The 15,033-nt window shown below is 64.2% G+C and carries 16 protein-coding genes; 12 read left to right on the top strand and 4 right to left on the bottom strand.

What is annotated here, in order from left to right:
- Nucleotides 1-39 precede the first annotated feature (39 nt).
- Nucleotides 40-300: a hypothetical protein gene (locus tag CK219_RS15730; RefSeq protein WP_095767668.1), complete on the bottom strand. Its 261-nt coding sequence runs from the start codon at nucleotides 298-300 to the stop codon at nucleotides 40-42.
- 300 nt (nucleotides 301-600) lie between these two features.
- Complete coding sequence (locus tag CK219_RS15725) at nucleotides 601-1,209, bottom strand: hypothetical protein (RefSeq protein WP_095767667.1); 609 nt, start codon at nucleotides 1,207-1,209, stop codon at nucleotides 601-603.
- 298 nt (nucleotides 1,210-1,507) lie between these two features.
- Between CK219_RS15725 and CK219_RS15720 the strand changes: the two genes are divergently transcribed.
- From CK219_RS15720 to CK219_RS15690, 7 genes are all read left to right on the top strand, one after another.
- Nucleotides 1,508-1,774: a helix-turn-helix transcriptional regulator gene (locus CK219_RS15720; RefSeq protein ID WP_095767666.1), complete on the top strand. Its 267-nt coding sequence runs from the start codon at nucleotides 1,508-1,510 to the stop codon at nucleotides 1,772-1,774.
- Nucleotides 1,775-1,979: 205 nt separating this feature from the next.
- A complete protein-coding gene (locus CK219_RS15715) occupies nucleotides 1,980-2,438 on the top strand; it encodes a YbaK/EbsC family protein (protein WP_095767665.1) in 459 nt (152 codons plus the stop codon).
- 248 nt (nucleotides 2,439-2,686) lie between these two features.
- Nucleotides 2,687-4,015 (top strand): NAD(P)H-dependent oxidoreductase, encoded by a 1,329-nt coding sequence (locus tag CK219_RS15710; RefSeq protein WP_095767664.1) that lies wholly within the window; start codon nucleotides 2,687-2,689, stop codon nucleotides 4,013-4,015.
- A 2-nt stretch (nucleotides 4,016-4,017) separates the two neighbouring features.
- Nucleotides 4,018-5,049 (top strand): thiamine pyrophosphate-dependent dehydrogenase E1 component subunit alpha, encoded by a 1,032-nt coding sequence (locus CK219_RS15705; RefSeq protein ID WP_095767663.1) that lies wholly within the window; start codon nucleotides 4,018-4,020, stop codon nucleotides 5,047-5,049.
- Complete coding sequence (locus CK219_RS15700) at nucleotides 5,049-6,047, top strand: alpha-ketoacid dehydrogenase subunit beta (protein ID WP_095767662.1); 999 nt, start codon at nucleotides 5,049-5,051, stop codon at nucleotides 6,045-6,047. Before CK219_RS15705 ends, CK219_RS15700 begins: the two co-directional genes overlap by 1 nt.
- 3 nt (nucleotides 6,048-6,050) lie before the next feature.
- Nucleotides 6,051-7,421: a pyruvate dehydrogenase complex dihydrolipoamide acetyltransferase gene (locus CK219_RS15695; protein WP_095767661.1), complete on the top strand. Its 1,371-nt coding sequence runs from the start codon at nucleotides 6,051-6,053 to the stop codon at nucleotides 7,419-7,421.
- 134 nt (nucleotides 7,422-7,555) lie between these two features.
- Nucleotides 7,556-8,713, top strand: coding sequence for a DUF930 domain-containing protein (locus CK219_RS15690; protein ID WP_095767660.1), 1,158 nt, complete (start codon nucleotides 7,556-7,558; stop codon nucleotides 8,711-8,713).
- 1 nt (nucleotide 8,714) lies between these two features.
- Here the strand turns inward: CK219_RS15690 and CK219_RS15685 are convergent, their stop codons facing one another.
- Together CK219_RS15685 and CK219_RS15680 are read right to left on the bottom strand one after the other, a co-directional pair.
- On the bottom strand, nucleotides 8,715-9,386 hold the full coding sequence (locus CK219_RS15685; RefSeq protein WP_095767659.1) for an HAD family phosphatase: 672 nt from the start codon (nucleotides 9,384-9,386) through the stop codon (nucleotides 8,715-8,717).
- 89 nt (nucleotides 9,387-9,475) lie between these two features.
- A complete protein-coding gene (locus CK219_RS15680) occupies nucleotides 9,476-10,117 on the bottom strand; it encodes a hypothetical protein (RefSeq protein WP_095767658.1) in 642 nt (213 codons plus the stop codon).
- 189 nt (nucleotides 10,118-10,306) lie between these two features.
- On the opposite strand from CK219_RS15680, the gene CK219_RS15675 reads away from it, so the two are divergent.
- From CK219_RS15675 to ptsP, 5 genes are read left to right on the top strand one after another with little or no spacing between them, the layout of a single operon-like run.
- Nucleotides 10,307-10,744: a transcriptional regulator GutM gene (locus CK219_RS15675; RefSeq protein ID WP_095767894.1), complete on the top strand. Its 438-nt coding sequence runs from the start codon at nucleotides 10,307-10,309 to the stop codon at nucleotides 10,742-10,744.
- Between the two features lie 52 nt (nucleotides 10,745-10,796).
- Nucleotides 10,797-11,564, top strand: coding sequence for a PTS glucitol/sorbitol transporter subunit IIC (locus tag CK219_RS15670; protein ID WP_042643976.1), 768 nt, complete (start codon nucleotides 10,797-10,799; stop codon nucleotides 11,562-11,564).
- 15 nt (nucleotides 11,565-11,579) lie between these two features.
- Nucleotides 11,580-12,584, top strand: a complete 1,005-nt coding sequence (locus tag CK219_RS15665) for a PTS glucitol/sorbitol transporter subunit IIB (RefSeq protein WP_095767657.1) — start codon at nucleotides 11,580-11,582, stop codon at nucleotides 12,582-12,584.
- 26 nt (nucleotides 12,585-12,610) lie between these two features.
- Nucleotides 12,611-12,991: a PTS glucitol/sorbitol transporter subunit IIA gene (locus CK219_RS15660; RefSeq protein WP_095767656.1), complete on the top strand. Its 381-nt coding sequence runs from the start codon at nucleotides 12,611-12,613 to the stop codon at nucleotides 12,989-12,991.
- Nucleotides 12,992-13,039: 48 nt separating this feature from the next.
- On the top strand, nucleotides 13,040-15,025 hold the full coding sequence (ptsP, locus tag CK219_RS15655) for a phosphoenolpyruvate--protein phosphotransferase (RefSeq protein ID WP_095767655.1): 1,986 nt from the start codon (nucleotides 13,040-13,042) through the stop codon (nucleotides 15,023-15,025).
- Nucleotides 15,026-15,033: the final 8 nt, after the last annotated feature.

Genomic DNA, 15,033 nt, shown 5'->3' with positions numbered 1-15,033 from the left:
CGTTCTCGACGGCCGCCATTTCCGTGCCGCTACAGGTGATCAGTTCGCAAGCTTGAGCCGCGTCTTCGGGTCGACCTTCATGACCTGGCTGCACTTGCCGTAGACGGTGCCGTTCTTGTCGGTGGCATCGGTATAGGTGCCTTTGCAATCCAGCTGCAGCACCAGGCAAGAACCATGGCCCTTACAGACCGCGCCGCCGTCGCCGGTCGGATGCGTGCCCGCAAAAGCCGGAGCCGAGACCGAGCCGAAAGCCGAGACGACGAGAGCCGCGGCCAGGGTGATACGTTTGAAGTTGGTCATTGAGCATTTCCTTCCATTGGTTTGGGATCGCCGTCCTGGCGTCCCGTTGGGGTGAGGAGCACCTTGCGGCGCCCATGACCGCTTAGTGCTGCGGCCAATGGAAAGGTTCATATGCCGCGCGATTTTTTCATTTGACCGGCGATATCGGCGGATTGGGAAAGCCGGGCGCGGCTCTCCTCGGCGCGCGCCACGCATCCGGCGCGCGCACCCGACATGGAGGCGGCTCACTCCGCGATGCCGCCGCCTCGGATAGGCCGAGTGTTCAAGCGGCCAAAGCTGTTCGAGCTGTTCGCTGCCTCCTCACATCGGCGGCGCGATGCCGTGATTCCCGACAACGACCCGGTTCGCGACCAGCTTGCCGTCGCCGCCATGCTCGGCATTGACGAACACTGCGATGCCCGGCGTGAGATCTGCCGGCGTGGCGGTGGCGAATGTCACGATCGGTGTCGTCTGCGGGATAGCGATCTGCTTCTTCTGGCCGTTGTCATAGGTGAGCGTGACGGTGCGGCCTTCGATCTCGCTGACATCGGCGACGGTACCGTTGGTCATGCGGCTGTTGGGCTGCAGGTCCCAGTCGCGATCGCCTTCTCCGGTACCCTTCAGAGCAGCCGGAAAGATCACGACTTCCAGCGCGCCGCTGCCGCCGTCGGCCTTGGATATCGAGGCGATGCCGAGAAAATCGCCCTGTTTAATGTCGGCTGCCGAGGCCGTGGCTACGCCTGAAATCTTCCACCCGTTGCCGAGCGTGATCGCATTGGTTTTGCCATCGCGATCCTTGACCGTCAGCGTCGATCCGGCAACGCTGACGACAGTGCCTCGAACACGTATGGCATCCGCGGCCCACGCTTGCGTCGCGCCGATGACGCTTGAGACTGTGCCGAGCACAATTGCGAACGATTTCAAATTCATGGCATCCGATCCTTCTGAGAAACGCCCGGCGTCTGCCTGTCTGCCGCCGGTGACGGCAAGCTAACGAATCGAGACGTCGAAAATGCCGGCGGATCCGGCCGCGGACCTTCAAAAGAACTTGATTGAGCGCTGCGCGACCTTACATGTACGCAGCCCGAGGCATCAGCCGAAACGCAGCTTCACGAACGCGTGACGCCGCATGGGTGCTCTTGGCAAATCATTTGTTAACGAGCATTCTCCCGCCCGTCTCAGGCAACACCACATTTCATCCGACCCTGTTTCATCTCAAGGAGTTGCCATGCCCAACACCGTACGAAACGCTGTTTCCAACGACATTATTGCCGCGTCCGGCCTCAACCCGTTCAAAGCCGCGCGCGAAACCAGGGGATACACGATCGAGGAACTCTCTTTGACCTGCGGCCTCGCCGTGGGCGAGATCGTCGACATCGAGGACGGCAAGGATGCCGACCCCGCCAAGCTTCGGCGCATCGCTTCCGCCCTGCAGGTGCCGGAAGAGGAATTGATCAGAGTGCCGGCCGCCGAGAACCGGCCCACGCAGCAATAGGGACGCAAGCAAGCGTCCGTGTGAAAGCCCGCCAAGGCATGCCTGGCGGGCTTTTTGATGCACGTCGCCAACTGTGCGCTGCGGTTTTGGGGAAACGACAGGCATCAAGACAAGGATGCGCAACGCACGGCCGTGGCTCTTGTCAATGACCGCGCCGCCATGCGATTCGCCAGCCGGTGTTCGACAGGTCTGACGAGGGGTCGCCATGAGTTTGGAATCGGTTCGCGCCTTTTTTGCCGAGCATGCGCCCGATATCGAAGTCATCGTCACCGAGGCAAGTTCGGCCACGGTCGCGCTTGCCGCCGAAGCCCATGGCGTCATGCCGGCGCAGATCGCCAAGACGATCTGCCTGCGCGTGGGCGACGAGGCCATGCTGGTCGTGACCAGCGGCATCGCCAGGCTCGACAACCGCAAATTCAAGGACAGCATGGGCGGCAAGCCGCGCATGCTGGGCGGCGAGGAGGTGCTGGCAATCACCAGCCATCCGCCTGGCGGCGTCTGCCCGTTCGGCCTGCCGTCGCCGCTGCCCGTCTATTGCGATCTGTCGCTCAAGGCCTTCGACGAAGTCGTTCCCGCAGCCGGCGCCACCAATGCCGCGGTGCGCATCACACCGCAGCGCATGGCCGATCTGGTCGGCGCCGTATGGGTCGACGTTTGCAAGTAGCAATTGCCGCCTAGATATCCCGTCATGGTTCGTCGCGGGCCGTAGCGCGGCTTTGACCGACATTCGGCGGGGCCTGCTCGCTTCCATTTGGTTTGGTATAGGCATCCGCGCCTTTCGCCGTCGCGCGTCAACCGACTCGAAAAGCGTCGAGGATGGTCAAAGATTTGGACATTAGTCTTGACAGAAATACAGATGTTCAATACCCGTCAAGCGATCAAACAGCATGCGATGTGGGAGGAATAAGCGGCATGGCTTCCAATATTTCGTTGACGGGCCTTGCCCGTGACCTCGAGGAGCGCGCCAAGTCCGGCAAGCCCATTCGCATTGGCCTGATCGGCTCGGGCGAAATGGGCACCGACATCGTAACCCGCGTCGCCCACATGTCCGGCATCGAGATCGGCGCCATTTCCGAACTCAACTTGCCGGCCGCCGGCAAGGCCGTCGATATCGCCTTCCAGGAGACCGGACACGCGCGCGAGGTTTCGAGCGCATCGGCCATGACGTCGGCCATGGAGGCCGGCAAGATCGCCGTCACCAACGATTCCAGCCTTGTTATCGGCAACGACCTCATCGACGTCGTCATCGACGCGACCGGCGTTCCGGCGGTCGGCGCCGAGATCGGCCTGCGCGCCATGGAGCATGGCAAGCATCTGGTGATGATGAATGTCGAGGCCGACGTCACCATAGGCGCCTATCTCAAGAGCGAAGCCGACCGCCTCGGCGTCACCTACTCGCTGGGCGCCGGCGACGAGCCGTCTTCATGCATGGAGCTGATCGAGTTCGTCTCCGCCATGGGCCACCCGATCGTTGCCGCCGGCAAGGGCAAGAACAATCCGCTCAACATCGACGCCACGCCTCCGGACTATGAGGAGGAGGCGAAGCGCCGGCACATGAACGTGCGTATGCTGGTCGAATTCGTCGACGGTTCGAAGACCATGGTCGAGATGGCGGCGATCGCCAATGCGACCGGGCTGGTGCCCGACAAGCCCGGCATGCACGGTCCGGCGGCGACGCTCGGCGAATTGTCGAAGGTGCTGGTGCCCGAGAAGGACGGCGGCGTGCTGTCGAAGGTCGGCGTCGTCGACTATTCGATCGGCAAGGGTGTGGCGCCCGGCGTCTTCGTCGTCGCCGACATGTCGCATCCGCGCATCTCGGAGCGCATGGAAGACCTGAAGATGGGCAAGGGTCCGTATTTCACCTTCCATCGTCCCTATCACCTCACCTCGCTGGAAGTGCCGCTTACCTGCGCCCGTGTCGTGCTTTACGGCAAAGCCGACATGGTGCCGCTGGCCAAGCCCGTGGCCGAGGTCTGCGCCGTCGCCAAGAAGGATCTGAAGCCCGGCGACAAGCTCGATGCCATCGGCGAATATTGCTACCGCGCCTGGATCATGACTGCTCCGGAAGCCCATGCGGCGCGCGCCGTTCCCTGCGGCCTGCTGCAGGGCGGCTCCGTGACTGCACCCATCAAGAGGGGCGAGCTCATCACCTATGCCAACGCGGCGCCCGCGCCGGGCTCGAAGATCGCCGAGCTGCGTGCCCGCCAGGACAAGCTCGTTTACGGCGCCGTGGAGGCGTGATCATGGCTGGAGCCAGCAAAGCCGCCGTCGTGGATAGCCGGGCCAACCTGCCTTTCATCTATCGCCAGTACAGTCCGGAGCAGCTGAGGGAGGTGCTTCATAAGATGTATCTCATCCGCCGCTTCGAAGAGGGCGCGGAAGAGTGCTACACGCGCGGCCTCATCCACGGCACCATGCACCTGTCGATCGGCCAGGAAGCCAGTGCCATGGGCATCTGCATGCCGCTCGCTGCGGATGATCAGATCACCTCGACGCATCGCGGCCATGGCCATTGCATCGCCAAGGGCGCCGAAGTCAGCCGCATGTTCGCGGAGTTCTTCGGCAAGACCACCGGCTACTGCAAGGGCCGCGGCGGCTCCATGCATATCGCCGATGTCGCCAAGGGCAATCTCGGTGCCAACGGCATCGTTGCCGGCGGCATCCCGATCGCGGTGGGCGCCGCGCTCTCGTCCAAGATGATGAAGACCGGCAAGGTCGTGGTTTCCTTCTTCGGCGACGGCGCCAACAATGAGGGCGCCTTCCACGAGGCGCTGAACATGGCGGCGGTCTGGAAGCTGCCGGTGATCTTCGTGTGCGAGAACAACGGCTACGGCATGTCGACCTCGACGGCGCGCTCGACCGCGGTCAAGAACATCGCCGAGCGCGCGGCCGCCTATTCGATGCCGGGCGTCATCGTCAACGGCAACATCTTCTCCGAGGTCGCCGAGGCGTCCTTCAAGGCGGTCGAGCGAGCGCGCGCGGGCGAGGGGCCGACGTTGATCGAATCCAAGACCTACCGTCATCGCGGCCATTCCAAGAGCGACCGCAACCGTTACCGCACCAAGGAAGAGATCGAGGATTGGATGGCGAACCGCGATCCGATCACGCTCTTCGAGACGGAACTCCGAGATTTCGGCTTCATCGACGACCAGGGTATCCAGGCGATCCGCGACGCGGTCGCCAAGGAGATCGCCGACGGCATCGAGTTCGCCAAGGCGAGCCCGACGCCGGAGATCGCCACCTTGCAGAATTATGTTTACACGGAGCAAGCGTGATGGACGCTGCGCTGCGTGAACTGAGCTACGCCCAGGCGATCCAGGAAGCCATGGCGATCGCCATGGACATGGACGAACGTGTCTTCCTGATGGGCGAGGATATCGGCGTCTATGGCGGCGCCTTCCAGGTGACCGGCGACCTCGTCGAGCGCTACGGCACCGAGCGGGTTATAGACACGCCGATCTCCGAACTGGGCGGCGCCGGCGTCGCGGTGGGCGCGGCCGTCACCGGCATGCGGCCGATCTTCGAATTCCAGTTCTCGGATTTCGCCACGCTCGCTATGGAGCAGATCGTCAATCAGGCGGCTAAGATGCGCTTCATGCTTGGCGGCGAGGTCTCGGTGCCGGTGGTGATGCGTTTCCCGGCGGGCTCGGGTACGGGCGCCGCCGCGCAGCACAGCCAGAGCTTAGAGGCCTGGCTCGGCCATGTACCCGGCCTCAAGGTCATCCAGCCGGCGACGCCGCACGATGCCAAGGGCATGCTGCTTGCCGCGGTCGCCGATCCGGACCCGGTCATGATCTTCGAGCACAAGCTGCTCTACAAGATGAAGGGCCATGTGCCGGAGGGCCATTACACCGTTCCGATCGGCAAGGCCGAGATCCGCCGCGAAGGCCGCGACCTCACCATCGTCGCTACATCGATCATGGTGCAGAAGGCGCTCGACGCCGCGGCTGTGCTTGAAGGCGAGGGCATCGACATCGAAGTGGTCGATCTGCGCACGATCCGCCCAATCGACAGGCAGACCGTCATCGACAGCGTGAAGAAGACATCGAGATTGCTCTGCGTCTACGAAGCGGTGAAGACGCTCGGCATCGGCGCGGAGGTGAGCGCGCTGGTCGCCGAGAGCGAGGCGTTCGACTATCTCGATGCGCCGATCGTGCGCCTTGGCGGCGCCGAGACGCCGATCCCCTACAATCCGGATCTGGAAAAGGCCACGGTGCCGCAGGTTCCCGACATCATCGCCGCCGCGCGCGACCTGGTGAAAGGGGTCCGCTGAGCGATGCCGACCGAAGTCATTCTTCCCAAGGTCGACATGGACATGGCGACCGGACAGATCTCGCGCTGGTTCGCTGAGGAGGGCGCTCGCGTCAAGAAGGGCGACGTGCTCTTCGAGATCGAGACCGACAAGGCGGCGATGGAGATCGACGCGCCGGCCAGTGGCACGCTGCGCAACGTCACCGGCAAGGAGCGCGTCGACATTCCGGTCGGCGAGCCCGTCGCTTGGATTTACGCCGATGACGAGGTCTATGAATCAGGAACGACGCCGCAGAACAGGGCGCCAATCTCCCCCCTAGTGGGGGAGATGTCGGCGAAGCCGACAGAGGGGGGCGCTGTCCCGCCAACGTCTCGTTCCTTCGCGCTCCCCTCTGACCTGCCGGGCATCTCCCCCACGAGGGGGGAGATCGGCCAATCGCAGGGCGAGCGCGCAACGCCGCTGGCGCGCCGCTTGGCTCGCGAAGCCGGTCTTAAGATAGCCGAAATACAAGGCAGCGGTCCGCGTGGCCGCGTCGTGCGCGCCGACGTTGAGGCCGCGGTCGCCGCGAAAGGCGCGGCCACCCCTGTCCAGCCGCCCGCCGAGATTCCGGTCGAAGTCCCGTCCGCTCCGGCCGCAGCCAAGCCGATGTCGGACGACCAGGTGCTGAAGCTGTTCGCCGAGGGCTCCTACGAGCTCGTGCCGCATGACAACATGCGCAAGACCATCGCGCGCCGCCTGGTCGAGGCGAAGTCGACCATCCCGCATTTCTATTTGACGCTGGACTGCGAGCTCGACGCGCTGCTGGCGCTGCGCACGCAGCTCAATGCCGCAGCCCCGATGAAGAAGACCGAGAAGGGCGAGGTTCCGGCCTACAAGCTCTCGGTCAACGACATGGTCATCAAGGCCATGGCCATGGCGCTGATGGCGGTGCCGGACGCCAATGCCTCCTGGACCGACAACGCCATGGTCAAGCACAAGCACGCCGATGTCGGCGTTGCCGTCTCGATCCCCGGCGGCCTGATCACGCCGATCATCCGGCATGCAGACGAAAAGACGCTGTCGGTCATCTCCAACGAGATGAAGGACCTGGCCAGCCGCGCCAGGAGCCGCAAGCTGAAGCCGGAAGAATATCAGGGCGGCACGACGGCGGTGTCCAATCTCGGCATGTTCGGCGTCAAGGACTTTGCCGCCGTCATCAACCCGCCGCATGCGACGATTCTGGCGGTCGGCGCCGGGGAGGAACGGGCGGTGGTCAAGAAGGGCGAGATCAGAATAGCCACCGTGATGTCGGTGACCTTGTCGACCGATCACCGCGCCGTCGACGGCGCGCTCGGCGCCGAACTGCTCGGCGCCTTCAAGCGCATGATCGAAAACCCGATGGGCATGCTGGTGTAAGCCAATCCCTGCAGGGGTTTGATCGGGCTTGCTTACGCCACAGGCCCTCCGATCACCGACTTGTCAGGCCTGCAGCACGCGCAAATCCCGGCAAATGCTTGAAGCCGCCGTCATTTCGTTCCACATCGGGCGCAATGAACGGCAAGATACGGGAATGGTTTCGGAATTGGCGGTGGGCCCTGGCCGCATCGCTATTCCTGCATACCCTGATCGCAGCGTTCTTGTTCTTTGGCCTGCCGAGACCCGAGCAACAGCCGGACCAGCAGGAACAGCCGGTCAATGTCGCGATCGTGCCGCCGCCCGAGCAGCCCAAGCCAAAGCCCGCTCCAAAGCCGCCGGAGCCAAAGCCTGAAAAGAAGGCCGAAAAGCCTCCCGAGCAGGCCGTGCAAAAGCCACCGCCGCAGCCGCCGAAACCCGACGACATTCCGGTTCTGAAGCGCGTTTTTCAGTATGGCGAGAAGGATACCGGCCCGGAGAAATCTCTCAACGGCGGCAGCGCGCCGGCCGACGCTCCGTCGCCGGCCAAGGATGAACCCGCGAAGCCGCCCGTCTCATCGCAGCCCGCGACCAACCAGCCGGCTCCGCCTGCAACGCCCGAGCAGCAGGCGGACACCAACAAGGCTCAAGAGAAGCCGGTAACCACCGCGCCGGACGAAAAACCCGCGCAAAGCGAGGAGAAGCAGGCAACCGAGGACACCGACAAACAGCAGCCGGACAAGCAGGAGCCGCAACCCGCCGAAAAGCAAGCTGCCGAAGCGCCAAAGCCGTTGACGGCCGAGGCCGGCGACAAGCCTGCGCCGGCCGAAAAAGTAAAGCCCAGGCCTTCCAAGGCGATGAAGTTCAAATCCGCAAGAGCTCTGAGAGCGCCAAGCGGGAACCCGGGAAGGTCAAGCCCCACCGACAGCGAGGTTGCGGGATCGCCGATCTATTCCGGCCTTCCGGGCGTCAGAAAGCTTTACTCGCCGGGTGCGACCGGCAACGCGTTTGCCACAAGCTCAATGGAGAATGTGCCGCGCGATCAGCGCGTAGCCAACCTGTGCGCCAACGTTCTGAACCAGGAATTGCAGAGTGCCGATTACTCGCCCAAATGGCTGCCGACCATTCCCCTGAAGCAGGGCAATGTTCTTAACCCTCCGCAGGCTGCCTTCAGCACGACAACCCAGTGGTATGATCTGAGCTTCCGCTGCGAGGTCGACGCCGATGCAACGAGGGTCCTGTCCTTCAACTTCCGCGTGGGGGGATTGGTCCCGCCTGGGGAGTGGACGCGGCGTCGCTTCCCAAGTCTCCGCTAGTTCAGGCCGGGACACCAAGCCCGGCCAACTGCCGGCTGACGTCGTGCCAGTCGGCGCAGACGAAATCCGCGCCCGCGGCCTTCAGCCGGGCCCCGTGCTCGGGATAGGTATGTCCGCCGCCGGTATAGCCGATCGCGATCATGCCGGCCGCAACCGCGCCTTGGACGCCAAAAGGCGAATCTTCGACCACGATGCAGTCGGCTGGTTTCGCGCCCATTTTCTCGGCGGCGTAGAGGAAGATGTCGGGCGCCGGCTTGCCGTTCTTGACCATCGAGGAGGAAAAGATCGCCTCGCCAAAGAAGCGCGACAGTCCGGTCACCGACAGGCTGTGGTTGATGCGTTCGACCGAAGATGACGAGGCGACGCAGCGGTCGCCGGCAAGCGCGCTCAGGAACGGCAGGATCCCCGGTGTCGGCTTCAGCTCCTCCGAAAAGAGCAGCTTGGTCTCGGCCCAGATGTCGCCGTCGGCGGTGGGCGGGAACTGATGGCCGGTCAGTTCCTTGATTTTGACGATGATGTCGGCCTGCTTCATGCCGATGCATTGCGCGATGATGCCGCCATGGACGCCGGGCATGCCATGCTTCTCATAGACGCGCTCATAGGCCTTGGCGGCCAGCGGTTCGCTGTCGACGAGAACGCCGTCGCAATCGAAAATCAGTCTAGGTTGCGCCACGCGCTTCTCCCGGCCTCTGTGCCAATAAGCACATCGCTATCGATAAAAAGTCAGATGTTCAATAGCGAGGCGGATGCATCTCCTGCGCATCAAAGCTGACGCAGCGCCTCGCTGGCCGGCGTGGATCCAAGCGCGCGCTGCATAGCCTGGCGCGACTGCGCACGATCGGGTGTGATCCAGTTGGGCTCGGCGCCGAGGAAGCGGTCGAGGAAGGCCACGGCATAGGCGGGCATTTCCGTCGCGTTCTCGCGGTAGGACCACCAGGTGCGCAGGTCGTCGGCGCATTTATCGATGCTGGGCGCTGTGCCGAACTCCTGCTCGTGCACGGCCAGGATCGCCGACACGCAATAGTTGGTGTAGAGGAAACCTTCCGGCCAGAAGCGCACGATTTCCGCCGTGCCGGCATTGGCCTCCGTCTCGATCATCTCGGTGAGACCTGAGACCTCCCGTGCCGGCGCCTGGCGGATCAGCTCGCGCAGCACCAGCCCGGCGGCGAAGACGATGAAGTCCGCGCGGTCGACAGCTGCGAATCGCTTCTGCGCTTCCATGACGTCGATCCAGTCGAGAAAGGCGCGTGTCAGCTTGGCCTCGTCGATCTCGAAACGAACGCCGAAGGTTTCCGACACCACCTTCGCGCTGCTGCGGAATGTGGCGCGAAACCAGCGCAGCTGCCGCAGCCGGTGACGAAGGTCCGGCATAAGCGCCAGTTCGTGCCTGAAAGGCAGATCCATGTCTCTGATCCCGTTTGACGACAGGCTAGCACAGGCGCTGCCGTTGCCGAAATCGGTCAGCCGCCTGTGGAGCGTTACGGCGGCTAATATAATACATGTTGACATTCTAGGAAACAAATGTTCTCACTTTCGGGTCATCTCGCCTCCGTCCAATATGTGCCGGAGGAAGAGAATCGGGAGGAAACCGAAATGGCGATCTGGCAGTGGGCGCTGCTTCTGCTGTTTGTCGTCTGGGCGCTGCAATCGCTCGGCGTCTGGCTGCAGATGCGGCATTATGCGGACGTCTTCAAAGGCGTCACCGGAGAGTTCAAGGACGGCTTTGTCGGAGCCGGCAATTTCCGCGGCCGGCTCGCCAAGGGCACCATCGCGCTCGTCGTCGTGACGCCGGACCTCATCGTGCGCCGCATGATGGTCATGAGCGGCCGTTCGGTGCTCACCAAGTTCAAGCGACATGAAGAATTCGAGGGGATCCCCCTCGATCGACTCCGGTCCAACCCTGCGATCATGGGGGAGGGGGAACCCGGTGTGGCCGAGGCCGTGAAACGGGCGATCGAGCAGATCGACCGCGCGCGGTCGGAGCCGGGGAAGAAGCCGGGCCTGTCCGGTTTGAACGTAGCAAGGGCTTAAGCGACGCCGGCAGCCGGCTGGGAATGACCGGCGGGGGTCATAAGGAGGAGAAATGTCTGTAATTTCGTTATTGGCGCAGCATGCCGACCTGGCGGTGCACAACCTGCATGTCGCAGGCACCATGGTCTCGGATGCTGCCTGGCACGGCAAGCTCGGCGTCGAGCATGCCACCGACCATCTCGTGGTCCTGGCGCAGGCGACGACCGACAATGCGCCGGTCACCGCCGATCAGCTCAAGGAACAGCTGAAGAATGTGCAGCAGGAAGAGCAGCTCGGCTGGCTGACTGCGATCGGCAAGTATTTCATCGGCATCTTCCAGAAGGGCGGCGAAGTCTTCGCCGGCTTCGTCACCGGCATCATCCCGACGCTGGTCGTGCTGATGACCGCCTTCTACGCCGTCACCGAACTGGTCGGCGAGGAGCGTGTCCACGGCTTGGCGCGCGGCGCCGGCCGTATCGCGCTGACCCGCTACACCGTGCTGCCGGTCCTGTCGGTGTTCTTCCTCACCAACCCGATGGCCTACACTTTCGGCTCCTTCCTCGAAGAAAAGCACAAGCCTGCCTTCTACGACGCGGCGGTGTCCTACGTGCATCCGCCACTCGGCCTGTTCCCGCATATCAACCCCGGCGAATATTTCGTCTGGGGCGGCATGCTGGTCGCGCTGCTCGATCTCGAGAAGCGGGGCGTCATCGCCAACGGCTATCACGTCAAGGTGGCCATCTGGTACGCCATCGTCGGCCTCGTCGTCATCCTGCTCAAGGGCATCCTGACCGAACGCATCACGGCCATCATGGCACGCCGCCAGGGCGTCGAGCTCTAAGGGCGGGAGGACACCATGGCCACTACATACAAGGCAGTAAAGATCTCGAAGGGTTCGACCGGCTGGGGCGGGCCTCTGGTCATCGAGCCGACCGAACAGCGCAATAAGGTCGTGTCGGTAACCGGCGGCGGCATTCATCCGGTGGCGCAGCTGATCGCCGACATGACCGGCGCCCAGGCCGTCGACGGCTTCAAGTCGCCGCCGATCGAAAGCGAGATGGCGGTCGTCGTCGTCGACTGCGGCGGCACCGCGCGCTGCGGCGTCTATCCGCGCAAGCGTATCCCGACCGTCAACCTGACGCCGGTCGGCCAGGCGGGTCCGCTCGCCCAGTTCATCACGGAAGACATCTACGTTTCGGGCGTGAAGCCGGCCAACGTCACAATGGCGGACGGATCCGAGGCGGTCACCACTGCGGGGGGAGCAGCATCGATGAGTTCAAGCAACAACACCACTGCCAGGGCGGCCGAGCCGCTGCCGAGCGAAGGCGGGCTTATCGGCCTGATCAGCTCGATCGGCCGCGTCATGGGCCGTGTCGTCGGCATCTTCTTCAACTCCGGCCGCCGCACCATCGATCAGGTTATCCGCAACGTGCTGCCCTTCATGGCCTTCGTGACCATGCTGATCGGCCTGATCCTCTACACCGGCATCGGCGACGTGCTGGCACAGCCGATGGGACCCTTGGCCAACAACATCGTCGGCCTGCTGGTCATCTCGGCCATCTGCGGCCTGCCGTTCCTGTCGCCCATCCTTGGCCCAGGCGCGGTCATCGCCCAGGTCATCGGCGTCGCCATCATCGGGCCGCAGATCGCCAACGGCACCATCTCGCCCGCAATGGCTTTGCCGGCGTTGTTTGCCTACAACACCCAAGTGGGCTGCGACTTCGTTCCCGTCGGTCTGGCGCTCGGTGAAGCCAAGCCGAAGACGATCGAGATCGGCGTGCCGGCGGTGCTCATCAGCCGCCAGATCATGGGCCCGGTCTCCGTGCTGATCGCATGGATCGTCTCCCTGATCGTGTTCTAAAAACGCGTAACAACGAGGTTCGCCATATGTCGGTTCTTCTCAAGACACGGGTCACAGCAATAGGACCCGAAGTGGCGGACCTCGCCGAAGGCGGCGTGGTCATCCTGTTCGCGGATGGCTCGCCTCCTGAACTCGCCGAAGTCTCGGTGCTGCACTTGGCAGAGCAGGGGCCTAGTGACGACGCGCCGCAAAAGGGCGCGTCGATCACGCTCGGACCGGTTTCGGCGACGATAACGGCGGTCGGCTCCACGGCCTGGAGCAAGGTCCGGGAAATGGGTCATGTCGTGATCTCCTTCAACGGAGCATCCGAGGCCGAAAGGCCGGGCGAGGTTTGCGCATCCGAGGTCGACACCGGGGCGCTCGTGGCGGCGCTGACGCCAGGCGCTGTCATCACCATCGCCGCCTGATAATATCCGCGCTGTCTGTCGACGGCGCCCAAGCCTAGAGTAATTGCCATGGAACGCTCGACCATCGTCAGAGTGCACGAAGGTTTGCACGCCCGTCCCGCCACGCGGTTCGTGAAGCTTGCGAAGGGTTTCGAATCCGACGTAGAGCTGGTCAAGGACGGCAAGGCGGTCAGCGCCAAGAGCTCGGTCAAGCTGATGCTCCTGGCTGTCAAGGAGAACCAGGAAGTCACCGTGCGCGCCAACGGCGCCGACGCGATCGAGGCGATTGAGGCGCTGATCGGCTATCTTGAGAACCCGCGCGCCGGCCTCGACGACGAGGGCGAGGCGGGTGATGAGGGCTCGCAAGCCGCAGCCCCGGCGCCCGCTCGTGAGGCCGCGCAGCCTTCTGCCGCAGCGGTGGATGGAACCCCGAAACTTCAAGGCGTCGCCGCAAGCGAGGGCGTGGCGATCGGGCCGGCCTTTGCCCATTTCCCGCCGGAGATCGAGGGACCGGGCAGACGCCTGCCGGCCGATGAGATCGACGGCGAGCTCGAGCGCTTCCGCGGCGCCGTCGCCAGCGTCCAGGCGCGCATGGACCGCACGCTTGCCGAGAACAATCTCTCCGCTGGCGACCGCGGCATCGTCGCCGCTTTGCGCGACATCGCCGCCGACGACAGCCTGACCGGCGAGGCGGAGAAGCTGATCAAGGAAGGCGATGACGCGGTGTCCGCCGTCATCGGCGCGGCGGCCACCATTGCCGCCGATTTCAGCGCGGTCGACGACCACTATCTCAACGCCCGGGCCGACGACGTCCATGCCGTCGGCAGGCAGATCTGCCTGGCGCTGCTCGGCCAGGACGAAGTCAGCCTGGAAACCATCCCGCAGGGCGCGATCCTGATTGCCGACGACATCGGCGCCTGGGATCTGGCGCGCGCGCCGCTGAAGCGCATCGGCGGCGTGGTCAGCGGCCATGGCGGCGCCACCTCGCACATTGCCATCATCGCCCGCTCGCACGGCATCCCGGCGGTGCTCGGTCTGGGCGACAAGGTCAACGAGCTGCGAACCGCCAAAGAGGTTGCGATCGACGGCAGTGCCGGGCATGTGATCGTCGACCCTGACGAGACCGCGCAGGCTGACTTCACCCGGCGCGTCGAGGCTGCCGCGCAGGAGCGCGCCGGGCTGAAAGTGTTCAAAGGCGTGACGCCGACGCGCGCCGACGGCACGGTGATCGAGGTCGCGGCCAATATCGGCTCGCTGGAGGAGATCGAGACGGCGCAGGAAGCAGGTGCCATGGGGGTCGGCCTGTTCCGAACCGAACTGCTCTTCATGCGCCACATGCATCTGCCGTCGGAAGAGATGCAGGCCGAAACCTACAGCGCGCTGGCCAAGGCCTTCGCGCCGCATCCGGTCATCGTGCGCACGCTCGACATCGGCGGCGACAAGCCGATCGCCGGCATCGAATTTCCGGACGAGGAGAATCCCTTCCTCGGCTGGCGCGGCATCCGCATGTGCCTGGACCGCCCCGACATCTTCAAGAAGCAGCTGCGGGCGCTGTTGCGCGCCGCCGTCCACGGCAACATCAAGGTGATGCTGCCGATGGTCTCGGAGATCGCGGAGGTCACGCGCACGCGCGCGCTGGTCGACGAATGCGCCGACGAACTCAAGGCCGAAGGCGTGCCGCATGCGAGCTTCGACCTCGGCGTCATGATCGAGACGCCAGCCGCCGTGCTGATCGCGCCCGCGCTGGCGAAGGAGGTGGCGTTCTTTTCGATCGGCACCAACGACCTGACCCAGTACATCATGGCCGCCGACCGACTCAATCCGACGGTCGCCAAGCTCAACGACGTCACCAATCCGGCCGTGATGTCGGCGATCGAGCTGACGGCGAAGGCGGGTGTCGCCGCCGGCATCATGGTGGGCATGTGCGGCGAGGCCGCCGGCCGTCCGGACCTGATCCCCACCTTCATCGGGATGGGCCTGACCGAGCTCAGCATGAGCCCGGCCTCGATCCAGCGCGCCAAGAAGACGATCGCGGCCATGGCGGCCGAACGGTAGCGGATAAT

Source organism: Mesorhizobium sp. WSM4313, assembly GCF_002294725.1.
Classification (GTDB): domain Bacteria; phylum Pseudomonadota; class Alphaproteobacteria; order Rhizobiales; family Rhizobiaceae; genus Mesorhizobium.
The sequence above is the reverse complement of the archived record's forward strand: the minus strand, read 5'-3'. Positions and strand labels throughout refer to the sequence as shown.

Coding starts and splice junctions, on each gene's coding strand:
- CK219_RS15730 (WP_095767668.1), bottom strand. CDS start 300: ATGACCAACTTCAAACGTATCACCCTGGCCGCGGCTCTCGTCGTCTCG.
- CK219_RS15725 (WP_095767667.1), bottom strand. CDS start 1,209: ATGAATTTGAAATCGTTCGCAATTGTGCTCGGCACAGTCTCAAGCGTC.
- CK219_RS15720 (WP_095767666.1), top strand. CDS start 1,508: ATGCCCAACACCGTACGAAACGCTGTTTCCAACGACATTATTGCCGCG.
- CK219_RS15715 (WP_095767665.1), top strand. CDS start 1,980: ATGAGTTTGGAATCGGTTCGCGCCTTTTTTGCCGAGCATGCGCCCGAT.
- CK219_RS15710 (WP_095767664.1), top strand. CDS start 2,687: ATGGCTTCCAATATTTCGTTGACGGGCCTTGCCCGTGACCTCGAGGAG.
- CK219_RS15705 (WP_095767663.1), top strand. CDS start 4,018: ATGGCTGGAGCCAGCAAAGCCGCCGTCGTGGATAGCCGGGCCAACCTG.
- CK219_RS15700 (WP_095767662.1), top strand. CDS start 5,049: ATGGACGCTGCGCTGCGTGAACTGAGCTACGCCCAGGCGATCCAGGAA.
- CK219_RS15695 (WP_095767661.1), top strand. CDS start 6,051: ATGCCGACCGAAGTCATTCTTCCCAAGGTCGACATGGACATGGCGACC.
- CK219_RS15690 (WP_095767660.1), top strand. CDS start 7,556: ATGAACGGCAAGATACGGGAATGGTTTCGGAATTGGCGGTGGGCCCTG.
- CK219_RS15680 (WP_095767658.1), bottom strand. CDS start 10,117: ATGGATCTGCCTTTCAGGCACGAACTGGCGCTTATGCCGGACCTTCGT.
- CK219_RS15675 (WP_095767894.1), top strand. CDS start 10,307: ATGGCGATCTGGCAGTGGGCGCTGCTTCTGCTGTTTGTCGTCTGGGCG.
- CK219_RS15670 (WP_042643976.1), top strand. CDS start 10,797: ATGTCTGTAATTTCGTTATTGGCGCAGCATGCCGACCTGGCGGTGCAC.
- CK219_RS15665 (WP_095767657.1), top strand. CDS start 11,580: ATGGCCACTACATACAAGGCAGTAAAGATCTCGAAGGGTTCGACCGGC.
- CK219_RS15660 (WP_095767656.1), top strand. CDS start 12,611: ATGTCGGTTCTTCTCAAGACACGGGTCACAGCAATAGGACCCGAAGTG.
- ptsP (WP_095767655.1), top strand. CDS start 13,040: ATGGAACGCTCGACCATCGTCAGAGTGCACGAAGGTTTGCACGCCCGT.